At 46.3% G+C, this 11,882-nt stretch carries 14 protein-coding genes; all 14 read left to right on the top strand.

What is annotated here, in order from left to right:
- Window positions 1-105: 105 nt before the first annotated feature.
- The 14 genes from ACX9NY_RS16420 (at window position 106) to ACX9NY_RS16355 (ending at window position 11,860) form a co-directional block, all read left to right on the top strand.
- Window positions 106-351: a zinc ribbon domain-containing protein gene (locus tag ACX9NY_RS16420; RefSeq protein ID WP_036610816.1), complete on the top strand. Its 246-nt coding sequence runs from the start codon at window positions 106-108 to the stop codon at window positions 349-351.
- 99 nt (window positions 352-450) lie between these two features.
- Window positions 451-729: a hypothetical protein gene (locus ACX9NY_RS16415; protein WP_253431871.1), complete on the top strand. Its 279-nt coding sequence runs from the start codon at window positions 451-453 to the stop codon at window positions 727-729.
- 180 nt (window positions 730-909) lie between these two features.
- Window positions 910-1,332, top strand: coding sequence for a thiol-disulfide oxidoreductase DCC family protein (locus ACX9NY_RS16410; RefSeq protein ID WP_339240394.1), 423 nt, complete (start codon window positions 910-912; stop codon window positions 1,330-1,332).
- Window positions 1,333-1,393: 61 nt separating this feature from the next.
- Window positions 1,394-2,257: a DUF6612 family protein gene (locus ACX9NY_RS16405; RefSeq protein ID WP_472473839.1), complete on the top strand. Its 864-nt coding sequence runs from the start codon at window positions 1,394-1,396 to the stop codon at window positions 2,255-2,257.
- A 218-nt stretch (window positions 2,258-2,475) separates the two neighbouring features.
- Window positions 2,476-2,859: a VOC family protein gene (locus tag ACX9NY_RS16400; RefSeq protein WP_339240396.1), complete on the top strand. Its 384-nt coding sequence runs from the start codon at window positions 2,476-2,478 to the stop codon at window positions 2,857-2,859.
- Window positions 2,860-3,019: 160 nt separating this feature from the next.
- The gene (locus tag ACX9NY_RS16395; protein WP_339259514.1) at window positions 3,020-4,237 is read left to right on the top strand and encodes a nucleotide-binding protein; all 1,218 of its coding nucleotides are present in this window, start codon (window positions 3,020-3,022) and stop codon (window positions 4,235-4,237) included.
- Window positions 4,234-5,538 (top strand): CpaF family protein, encoded by a 1,305-nt coding sequence (locus tag ACX9NY_RS16390; RefSeq protein WP_472473836.1) that lies wholly within the window; start codon window positions 4,234-4,236, stop codon window positions 5,536-5,538. Before ACX9NY_RS16395 ends, ACX9NY_RS16390 begins: the two co-directional genes overlap by 4 nt.
- Before the next feature lie 40 nt (window positions 5,539-5,578).
- Window positions 5,579-6,322 (top strand): type II secretion system F family protein, encoded by a 744-nt coding sequence (locus ACX9NY_RS16385; protein ID WP_339242958.1) that lies wholly within the window; start codon window positions 5,579-5,581, stop codon window positions 6,320-6,322.
- 12 nt (window positions 6,323-6,334) lie between these two features.
- Window positions 6,335-7,204 carry a type II secretion system F family protein gene (locus ACX9NY_RS16380; protein ID WP_339240399.1) on the top strand — a complete coding sequence of 290 codons (870 nt, stop codon included), beginning with the start codon at window positions 6,335-6,337 and terminating at the stop codon, window positions 7,202-7,204.
- 11 nt (window positions 7,205-7,215) lie between these two features.
- Window positions 7,216-7,410, top strand: coding sequence for a Flp1 family type IVb pilin (locus ACX9NY_RS16375; protein ID WP_339240401.1), 195 nt, complete (start codon window positions 7,216-7,218; stop codon window positions 7,408-7,410).
- On the top strand, window positions 7,388-8,065 hold the full coding sequence (locus tag ACX9NY_RS16370) for a TadE/TadG family type IV pilus assembly protein (RefSeq protein ID WP_472473833.1): 678 nt from the start codon (window positions 7,388-7,390) through the stop codon (window positions 8,063-8,065). The genes ACX9NY_RS16375 and ACX9NY_RS16370 overlap by 23 nt, the downstream gene beginning before the upstream one ends.
- A 90-nt stretch (window positions 8,066-8,155) precedes the next feature.
- Window positions 8,156-10,273, top strand: coding sequence for a hypothetical protein (locus tag ACX9NY_RS16365; RefSeq protein ID WP_472473831.1), 2,118 nt, complete (start codon window positions 8,156-8,158; stop codon window positions 10,271-10,273).
- Between the two features lie 29 nt (window positions 10,274-10,302).
- Entirely contained in the window at window positions 10,303-11,334 is a 1,032-nt protein-coding gene (locus tag ACX9NY_RS16360) for a pilus assembly protein (protein ID WP_472473829.1), read from the top strand.
- 16 nt (window positions 11,335-11,350) lie between these two features.
- Complete coding sequence (locus ACX9NY_RS16355; RefSeq protein WP_472473827.1) at window positions 11,351-11,860, top strand: A24 family peptidase; 510 nt, start codon at window positions 11,351-11,353, stop codon at window positions 11,858-11,860.
- Window positions 11,861-11,882 lie beyond the last annotated feature (22 nt).

Raw genomic sequence — 11,882 nt, 5'->3', positions numbered from 1 at the left:
TTATAATATAAGGGCAGGATGCAGGAGATCAGATGTCCAATCGCGTACTTTTTACATAATTGCACTCCCACTTCATGCTACACATTCCATAAAGGGGGAACGAAGATGAGTATTGAAGAGATGATCGAGCGCCGATTTGTATGTACAAAATGCAGGGGCACGGATTGTAACATTAAGGAAGTTTCCATGTCAGGAGCAGGCCTGAGCAAGATGTTCGATATACAACATAACCACTACCTGTTCGTGGCTTGTGCTTCCTGCGGCTATGTTGAAGTATTTGATCCGGATGTTTTGAAAGGTAAAAAACAAGGGCAGGTAGGGACGATTCTGGATATTCTGTTTGGCGGGTAGACATGCGCGAGTTGACATTGAACTGAATTTTCTTTAATATAACTTAGTACTGAGTAGTGTCATTGCATGAACCAAATTTGAATTAAACAGGTGATATCCATGTCTTATAGACCGCGTATTGCAGATTTAGAACTAGCTTATGGTAACAAGGAAGACGGATTGTACGAATTCAAAATGAATTTGGTAGACGGTACAAAATGCCGTGTATTCTACTCCCGTTCTCCGGAATGGAAGATGACCAATATCAGCCGTCTGCAGAAAACGCCTTGTCCAGTATGTCGCAAAGATTTCATTTGCAAATGTATGGACCAGTGGGCAAGTGACCTGCATCAACAAATGATCGATGACCAATGGATGGAAAAGGCAATTGCTGAGTAATTGTCGGACAAGATACGAGCGTGGGCACAATGCCTGCGCTCTTTTTCTTTATACTTCCTAACAATGCGTGTTCAAAAGTGGACTTTTTGAACCACCTCTATAATTAAATTTTAGAATTAGGAAACAAGATGGCTCAGATTGGGTAAGTTACTCTAACCGCAACAATAGGAGGCAGCCAATATGACAGCAAATCAAACGGATGTGCATCAGGGACATCCCATCGTACTGGTGGATGGCGTCTGTCACTTCTGCCAGGGCTTAACCAAATGGATTATCAAACGTGACCCGGAAGGGAAATATCATTTTGCTTCGCTCCAATCGGATGTGGCCAAGGAACTGCTGGTAAAGGGTAACCTGTCGACAGACAGTATGGATACTTTTGTTCTGATTGAGAATGGAAAATACTATACACGTTCAACGGCCGCACTGCGATTGGCTAAAGGTCTGAAGTTTCCTTATCCCTTGTTATATGTGTTCATTATTGTACCGAAATTTATTCGCAATGCAGTCTATAACTGGGTTGCTCGCAACCGTTATCGCTGGTTTGGCAAGGATGAAGCATGCATGTTGCCTACCCCGGAGATCAAAGATCGATTTTTATGATTAATAACGGAAATAATTGGGTAATGACTACAGATCATATCTAATTTGGGAGGACAACAACTTGAAGAAGTGGACTACATTATTTATCGGGGCATTATTAACAGTAAGCTTGGCAGCATGCGGTAACGACACAGATAATACAGCAACGCCGCCAGCCACTAACAACGAAACATCCAACGAGGGCAATACACCTGCAGAGCAGGAAACAAAGATCCCTACCTTGGACGAACTGATTACCAAAACCAATGCAGCAACGAAAGAAATGAAAAGCTTCACAACTGAAGCAAACATTGATCAGAATCTGAAACTGGATGCGGGTGAACAGTCCCAGGATCAACAGGTTAAAACATCGCTCAAGATGGATATTATCAAAGATCCAATGATGATCTATCAAGAGATGAAAATGGAAATGTCGGGACAGGAAGCTCAGAACGTGAAGCAGTATATCACTTCGGATAAAATCTACTCCCAAGTTGGGGACCAATGGGTTGCGATTCCTGAAGCTCAAACTGCTGCATTAATTGAGCAGATGAAAGCAAGCATGAATCCGGAAGGTGAATTGGAGCAATTCAAAAAGATCCAAGAAGATACTGAAGTAACCGAAGAAGGCGACAATTATGTGATTAACGCTGACGTATCCGGTGATAATGTAAAAGAGTTGGCCAAATCCGTAATGGAGCAAAACGGCTCGGATGCCCAGATGCAAGCGATGCTGGATCAGATGAATATCACCAGCATGAAGATGAAATACATGATCAACAAAGAAACGTATTTGCCGGCAGGTACGGATGTAGCCATGGTCATGGAGATGGAACAGAATGAACAGAAAATGACGATGGACATGAAGATGACCAGTACATTCTCCAACCATGATCAAGTGGAAGAGATCAAGATTCCACAAGAAGCATTGGATAGCGCGAAGTAAATTGGCTGGCACAACTGCCCAAATGAAATGCTGAAGAACATAAGAAGCGATGGACGTACATCCTTGTGTACCGTTTACGCGCACCTCTGAATTAGATCTGTGTGAGCCACGAGGTTCACCGGATTCAAGCAGGGGTGTTTTTCTTTTTAAAAGAGAATATGTTCAGGCGTCAAGGTGTTATAGTATAGTCATAATGAAGCAGAGAGGGGAGACAAAAGATGATCGAATATGCACACATTCACCATGTTAGTCTGGCTGTACGAGATCTGGAAGTCGCGAAAAAATTCTATTCGGGGTTACTGGGAATGCAGGAGATTGAACGTCCGGCTTTTCGCTCCACAGGTACATGGTATGCCATCGGTAGCCAGCAGCTTCATCTGTTACAGCACCCGGAGGGTCACACGTTACGTGAGGCTGGGATTGATACAACGGACGGCCACTTTGCGATCTGGGTGACCAGTTATTCAGGGACTATCGCTTGGCTGGAGCAACAGGGAATTGAGTACGAAGCCAGACCTGATAGTGTAGCGGGATTCGCGCAGATTTTTGTACTTGATCCCGACCGTAACATTATTGAGTTCGATTCACCCTATGAATCCTAAGGATGAAGGGTTAGAATAAATCCCTTGCTCCACCAGAAATTGTATGCTATATTATCCATACATTCATAGCACGTGACGGAAGCACCGTCCATATACTGCATATTCATGCGGTTATTGGGCGGTGCTTTTTTGTGCTTTCTGACAGGGAGGGAAGGGGAATTTGATTGTACTGAAGGTTGTTCTGGTTTCGAAGGATAGAGATTACATTAGCGCATGGCTGGATTTTGTGCAGGGGAGCTCGTCTGGTTTTCATGTTCGTTTCACGGCATTCTCCCAGGGGGATTCCTTCAGGGAGCATATGAATGAGCAAGAAGGTCGGGAATTACCGGATCTGGTTATTGCGGAACCGGAGTTTCTGAATGACTGGCTGAATAACGGGGGAGAAGGATCAGGTGTACCTTGGCTGATGCTTAGTGAAGGCATGGAAGAGGTGGATGAGGCCAAGCGGCTGTTGAAGTACCAACCTCTGCCTGCTTTGCTGGATGCTGTGATGCATGCCTGCCGGCAACCACGCCGCAAGAAGGTGCATCTTCCGGGACAAGAAACTCTCTCCATCGGTGTAGTATCCGCTTCGGGTGGAAGTGGCAAAACGGCGGTAGCCCTGCATATGGCGAAGCAACTGGGACTTGCGGGATATGCTGTTCTTTATCTGAATCTGGAGACGTTGGATAGTACGCTCCCTTTTCTGGAAAAGGGACTAACTAGAAGTGGGCAGCGCCAGCCTGATGCGGAGACGGGATTGTCACGCCTGTTATACGATCTGAAGGTGGGCAGAAAGGAATCCGGCAAGCAGTTACAGGCGCTATCGAAGGACGTGGATGGATATGTGGTCCGGCATGAAGCATTGAAATCCGATGTGTTCTGGCCATTATCGAATCGTAAAGAATTGTTGCAAATGACTCGTGAGGATACGTCGAATCTGCTTCGTTATTTAACCGATAGCGGACAATATGACATGCTGATTCTGGATGGGGACTCAGGTTGGGATGGGCGCAGTGAAGGGGTGCTGGATACAGCAGATGCATTTGTCTGGTTGGTTGAGGATGATATATCTGCCATGCATCGATGGGGACAATGGTTGCAGCATGCTGAGCGAACGAAGCCGGAGGTGTACGAAAGTATCATGGACCGATCACGTTTTGTAGTTAACAAATATCGGGACAATGTTATCAATGCACTTCCACGCCCTGATCTGCATCTGGATGCAGTGTTGCCCTATATCCCTTCTTGGAAACAACTCAGTCAGGAGGAAGTCCTGCTTAGTTCACCGATCTTCCAACGTGAAGTGAAGAGATTATGTGCCATGCTGGTACAAGATGGCGAAGAAGAATTGAAGCAGACGGGACGAATTCAGAAGCAGGATCGGTGGGCACTATGACGGATTCAACCCATAGAATACTGGATCGTGAAGAACAGTTTCAGATGATGCGCAGGGAAGTCAGAGCTGGGCTCGATTTAACCTCTTCAGCAGGAGATGATGAACTGTGGCAAGGGATAGAACGCAAAGTTCTCACCGACCCGAAGCTGGATGATCTGACCTCAGGAGAGCGTCACACGCTGGTACAGCGATTGTTTGACTCCTTTCGTGGATTGGATATTTTGCAGCCACTTGTGGATCATCCCGATATTACGGAAATTATGATCAATAGTCACAAGGAGATTTTTGTGGAGCAGGAAGGTGAAGTCAGCCAGATCACCCTTGAATTTGAGTCCAGGGAACGGCTTGAGGATATTATTCAGATGATTGTGTCTGGTGTAAACCGGATTGTGAATGAGTCTTCGCCAATCGTAGATGCCCGTTTAAAGGATGGTTCACGGGTCAATATCGTGTTGCCTCCCATTGCCTTGAAAGGCCCCACGATGACGATTCGTAAATTCCCCAGTGAACCGATGAAGATGTCCGATCTGATTGAAAAGGGAGCCCTGCATGAAGAAGCGGCAGAATTATTGCAGCAATTGGTACGGAGCAAATATAACATCTTCATTGGAGGGGGGACCGGATCGGGAAAAACGACCTTCCTGAACGCACTATCCCAGTTTATCCCTGCCGATGAGCGGATTATTACCATTGAGGATTCGGCTGAGTTACAGATTGTTACGGTACCCAATCTGGTGTCACTGGAAACGCGGAATGCCAATACCGAAGGCAAGGGGCAGATATCCATTCGGGATCTGATCAAGTCTTCCTTACGGATGCGTCCGAATCGGATTGTGATTGGTGAGGTAAGGGGCGCAGAAGCGCTGGATATGTTACAGGCTATGAACACTGGCCATGATGGAAGCTTATCAACTGGGCACGCGAACACCATCTCGGACATGATTAGCAGACTGGAAACGATGGTGCTCAGTGGTGCGGATCTCCCCATTGCGGTTGTAAGGCAGCAGATTAGTTCAGCAATTGATATTTTTGTACATCTGTCCCGGCTACGAGATCGCTCACGGCGGGTGACAGAGATTAGTGAAGTGATTGGCATGCAGAACGGTGAGGTTTTGCTGAACCCACTGTTTCGTTTTCAGGAGCAAGAAGAGCGTGAAGGCAAAATTATTGGTGGACTAATACAGGTTGGAAAGTTGAATCAGGTGGATAAAATTCAGATGGCTGGGCTCGGAGAATGGCTGGATGGATACATAGAACAATATAGTACGGAATCGGATTCATCAGATAACAACGTGAATTAAAGTTATTGGAAGGTGATTACTGTTGGGTGAAGCCAGACAGATGTTGACGGATTACACCGTATATACACTTTCCCGGAGACAGCAAATGGTCTGTATGCTGATTAGCGGTCTTTTGTTTTTTGGCATCGGAATTCTGTTCTACCATCACTGGTTGGCTGGGGCAATCCTGGCTGCAGGTTGTATATGGGTACCAAAACATTGGACTAAAGTGCTGCTGGAACGAAAAAGAATGACACTCAGTTTACATTTTAAACAAGCATTATATGCATTATCTTCGGCACTTGCTGCCGGAAAATCGGTGGAGAATGGATTCAAGGAATCCGTGGAGGATCTGCGGATGTTGAACCCGGAAGCAGATACCGATCTGATTCGTGAGTTCACGATATTGCGAACACGGATGGAGTATGGACAACCGATTGAAGAGGCACTACAGGACTTTTCGGATCGGGCACAGATTGAGGACATTACGAACTTTGCAGATGTGTTCATTACTTGTAAACGAACGGGCGGGGATCTGGTTGAAGTCGTGCGCCGCACCTCGGCTGTTATCGGGGAAAAGCTGGATATTCAGCAGGATATTATGGTCGCAGTGGCACAGAAGAAATTTGAATCCAAGGTCATGTTTTCAGCTCCATTTATTTTTTTGATATTTCTCAATCTGACCGCCAAGGACTTTATGGAGCCATTATATAGCGGGATGGGATATCTCATCTCTACTGGTGCACTTGCAGTGTTAGCCTGCTGTTATCTGTGGATTAATCGCATTATGGATATCAAAGTATAAGGAGCTGAAACGATGCTGCTTCCCGTTATAGTCGCAGGGATGCTCGGAGCGGGATGGCTGGTACTGGATCGAACCCGGGGACAGACCTACCGGCATCTGCGCAAACTGGATATGGAAGGATTACGACTGAAGAAATTGCATAGCCCATTCCTGTTCATACTGGACAAGTTCGAGATTGGACGCAGATTGCCTGTGCTCATGTTTCGAATGCAACATGCCATTCAGAAAATGTATGGCATACAGCACAGTGGGGAGAAAACGATGCTCTATTGCGCTGAAATGTTAACCTACACGTGGCTTATGTTACTGGCAGGTTGTTTGTTAACACTTGTTGGAGATATGGGCATCGGAGGTATGGTGGGTGGACTGGCATTAGGAATAGCTTTACCTTTTGCACTCTATAAAGACCTCAATACCAAGGTCCAGCGGAGAGATCAGGACATCCTTATGGAGCTGCCCGAGCTATTGAACCGAATTGTTCTATTAGTAGGCGCCGGGGAGACCGTTCAGCGTGCCATCGTCCACTGTGTCACAAGCCAGGGGGAACGAGATCATCCGCTGTACAACGAACTCAGAAAAACCGTGGGAGATTGGAATAATGGCTACTCGTTTCAACAATCATTTGAACAGTTCAGTCGCCGCTGCGGTGTGCAGGAAGTGACGATCTTTACAACAACGGTGCTGCTGAATTTCCGGCGTGGGGGAGGTGACTTTGTATTGGCGCTGCGGGATCTGTCACATGTGTTGTGGGAGAAACGCAAGGCTGTCAGTCGGGCGAAGGGAGAACAGGCTTCTTCCAAACTGGTGTTTCCGATGGTACTTATCTTTTTTACAATTGTGGTCATGATCGGGACACCTGCTTTTATGATGATGAATATGTAGGAGGAATTGGGATGATGGAATTGATGAAAAGAAAAGTAGCTGGATTTTGGAAGGAAGAGGACGGGCTTGGCACGTTGGAGCTGATTCTGATCATTGGGGTTATTATCATTATTGCTGTGATATTTAGAAAGCAAATAGAGGCATTGGTGACTGACCTTCTTGACAAAGTAGACACAAAAAGTAATGAATTCTTCCCGAATTCTTAGGCTGAAAAAGGAAGAAGGGAGCTTCACCGTTGAAGCCTCCCTGATCTTCCCTGTTGTGCTGTTTATTTTGGTGTTACTGCTATTCTTCACCATGTACATGTATCAAAAGACATTCCTGAATCAACATGCCTATGCAGCTTCCGAACGTGCAGCTTATAGCTGGGACAACAGTCACAAACAGGCGATGACAGGTGAATTCGTCGCTGGGGAACATGACAATCTTTACTGGAGACTGACGGATGATCGGATGCTCGGAGCACTGTTTGGCTGGGCGGGAGCGGACAACCAGGTTAGCGTTTCAATACCTGCTGGTGAAGGCGGAAGTCTCTCGGAACAGAAATTGGCACAAGCAGTTCAACATATGCCCTCAGCCATGAAAGGCACGATTGAGTATCAGAATTCTCTGATTCAGCGAAAAATAACGACCAGGCTGGAACAAGTGATTTCTTTGCCTCTGCCTTCCTTTTTGTTTGATTCAGGGAACCGGGTTCTAACTCAAGGATCATCCGCAGTTGTTGAACCGGTGGAATTCATTCGAACGGTAGATTTGGTCCGTTATTACGCAGCCAAGTTTAAAGGCAAGGGTGGTGCGGCGACCAGTACAGCGGCAGAGGCTGGACAGGTTGTGCAGCATTTTGGCAAAAGCAAAAAATGAGAAAAGGAGGAGGGGGAGCTGTTTAGAAAAAAAGACGGTGAGTTGGGAGCCGTAACCCTTTTTTTAATATTAATATTGGCGGGAGTTTATATGTTTGTCGCCATATTTATTGATTATGCTCGTATTGCTGCCTTCAAGGTGCAGACCGAACGAATGACTCATGCTGCAATGAGATCGGTCATGTCAGCCTATGACACCTCCCTGCGGGAGTATGGTTTATTCGGGTATGGTGACAGCAGTGGGGATGCGATTATGGCGAAAGTGCTGAATGATAGTGTGAAGCCCTCGTCTGTAAAAGACAAATTTCCCATTCTGGATATCCAGTGGGATACAACTTCGCTGAGCATGGAGCGTGAACTGGGCAGATACGATATATTTAATCGTCAGATTCAGGAGGATATGAAGTATCGGGCTCCGGTTGATTTTACCCTTGAAGTAATCAATCGGTTCAAACCGATGTCAGACGAGATGAAGGAAGCCGCGCACACGGTAGACTTGCTGAAGAAATTACAAAAGTTATATGACAAACGTGAAGAGTTGTTGGATGAGGCCATTGCCAATCAGACGGAATCGGCCGAGAAACTGAAGAATCTTCCGAAGTTGATCATGGACCCGCCTTCACAGGCTATCTACGATGAGATGCTGGAAGATACACCAGAGACTGCTGCCGAGGCAGCGGCACGTTATGCGGATTATCTGAACAAGCAAAGGGCGGACGAAGGATTGCCGTTCAGAGAGCAACAATACATATTGGAACTGGCTCGTTATCGGACGGGTGTTGGGAATGTGGTCACGGGTATCAGCATGATCATGCAACCGGCGTTACAGGCCCATCAAACGAAGCTGGAGGAAGCACAGGTCAAGATCGAAGAAGCACGCAAGATCAATGAGGAAATGAAACGTGTGATCGCGGAGGGGGAGAACCGTTCGGAGAACGCCAGTTACGACAACGTGGGCAATTCGAATCTGCCTGGAACGAGCCCTGCATCTACAGGATCGGGCACTGAAGCCAAAAGTGCACGTTCTCTCGCTTCGGAGCTTGTGAGGGCAGATAGCCTGTTCGATCAGTTGAAGGCACGAGTGATTTCCCAGAACTCGGACTTCTCTAACGTCAGAAGAGACAACATGGAATTAAATACACAGCTTCGCAGTGTCACGGGTATGAGCGGTGTTCCAATTAAACCCGCGGTTAGACAGGCAAGCCAGATAACAGAACGATACATGGATACTTATGTGCGCAGCGGCCCTGCGAACCTCATCGAACAGAGTAAACAGCAGCTGGAGAGTGGTCGTGGTTCGGACGCCCAGCGTAAAGCAAATGATAAGGAATCCAAAGGAAAATTAAAGGAAGTTAAACGAATCTTGTCGCAGATTCAGAGTGGAAGTTCAGGTTCCATGGACGCTTTCAAACAGCTGGAGGAGTATTACAACGCTAACATTGCGTTTAACGAGGCTAGTCGTGAGGAAGCCAAAAAGGCAGAGATTGCTGGTGATCCCTATGACTCTGGTGGCGATGCCATGAAGGGAATGGACAGTTTGTTTGGCGGGATGTCAGGTCTCCTGGATAGCCTGGGTGATGAATTGTTCCAAAATGAATACGCTCTAGCCTATTTCAATTCCATGGATTTTGGTCAGCTATTTACCTTGACTGAAGGTGGTGGAGATGCGGGTGATGTTTTCAAATTGGAGAATCAGGAACTGGAGTATATCGTATACGGGTTTCATAATCCATCGGGTAACATCGCTGCGGCATATGCGGAAATCTTCGGGATGCGCCTCGCTATTCGAACCGCAGAAGGATTAATTGAACACAGCAAGTTGGGAAATCCACTTTTGGTGTTATCGGCAGCCATTTTATATGGAATTACAAACGCTATTGCGGATATGGTGAAACTTGCAAAAGAGGGCAGTGTGGAACTGTCCAAATATATCAAAGTCAAATTGACGTATAGGGACCATCTTCGATTGTTCCTCTTGATGCACAGCAACAATGAACGCAAAATGTCCAGAATGCTGGCGTTAATTCGATTGAATACGGGTGTGAATCCGGATGAGAAACAGACGTACGCTTCGGGTAACATGCGAAGTAGCATCAAGTTGTGGTTTTTGCCAGGGGTGGTTAGAAGCATAGGTGCAGTTATGGGTAGTGAGGATCAGGTTGAAGGTGGGCGATTTTTCATTGAGCGGAAGGCGGATTATTCCTATTGAGTGATCGGGATTGTTTCGGTGGAGGGATTATGGATAAGCAGCAACATTATGAAAAAGAAAACGCACAATTACAGAATCGTTTAACAAGATTAATCAGATTGCAACGTTTGAAGTCTCTGAATAAGCAGATATGTCCTCCTAAAAAGGAACAGGGCAGCATGGTTCTGGAAGCCTCACTGGTGTTACCTGTTTTTCTGTTCTTTATCATGTTTCTCATCTTCATTGTGCAAATGACTTTAATCTCCACAGCGCTACAGAGCACAGCAGGGGAAGCGGTGAAGCAGTTATCAACGAAAATATATCCTGTTTCCCTTGCATTCACACCTTCTGATTCTGCCGGAGGTGAAGGCTCTGGAGGAGGGTGGAAGATACCGGAGTTGTCTCTGACGGAATGGGCAGAAGGTTATGCTTCTTCTCTGCCCGAGCCATTAAGTGATTGGGTACGTTCAGCAGCGGCTAGTGGTGAACAACCACTACAGGAGATCAAGACATCCGTCTTGGAAACCGTGCTTGATCCCACGGTAAAACCACTGCTTCAACCCTTTATCGAGCCAACTCTACTGAATATGGAACGGGTTCATGTGAATGGGATTTCCATACCTGATCTCAAAAACAAAACTAATCCATATTTCCGACTGGAACTGAGTTATGAATTGCCGGTAAAAGTCCCCTTTCTCAGTAAACCGCTTCGGATTCAGGCTGCTGCGGCAGAACGGGTATGGATTGGAGATACCGGAGAAGGGGCAGATGGTAGCGCAGGGAGCGGGGATACTGCCGGTTCAGCAACGGTATTGTCTAAGCCTGACCCGGCTTACATAGGCAACAATGCAACGATCAAGGTGAAGGTAGAACCAGGAGCGAGCGCGAATTTAACGATATTTTACAAGTCAGGTGAAAGTTCTGCGAAGCACATCGGATGGGCCACCGCAGATGAGAATGGAATAATTGAATGGACCTGGTTTGTTGGCACTCGGACAACAGAAGGAACATGGAGTTTTGTTGTCGAGACAGGAGACGGTACCAAGACGGAGACTACGTTTACCGTGGCTTCCAGAAAATAAGGAAGGGGATGATAGAGTGGAGTGGTTCTACATTGCCTGTGGCATATACATTATTGCAGCTTTTATTACTGACATACGATCCATGAAAATTCCAAATCGATTAACTTTACCGGTGACTGTTGCAGGTGTACTGGCCCATATCATATGGGGAGGTTGGGATGGGTTCTTATTCTCTGCTGCTGGATTTGCAACAGGTTTTGGTATTTTGTTTCTGATGTATGTCATTGGCGCAGTAGGGGCAGGAGATGTGAAATTGTTTGGTGCGATTGGCGCATGGACGGGGTTTGCTTTTGGCATTCATGTGATTATTTACTCTGTTTTGTATGCAGGAGCTATTGGTTTAGTGATACTTCTATTCCGCAAGGACTCAGCGAAACGAATTCGTGGCATGGCAGGCAATCTTGCCGGTTTTTTCATGATTGGTTCCCTCAAGCTGCTGAACACAGAGAAGACATTAAAGTTTCCATTTATGCTGGCCGTATTGCCTGGATTTATCACGGTGCTTATTTCAGGACTTTTCCCTTGAGTGAAGGAGTAAAGAAGTTTTG

Source organism: Paenibacillus sp. CB74 (genome assembly GCF_055687625.1).
The sequence above is the reverse complement of the archived record's forward strand: the minus strand, read 5'-3'. Positions and strand labels throughout refer to the sequence as shown.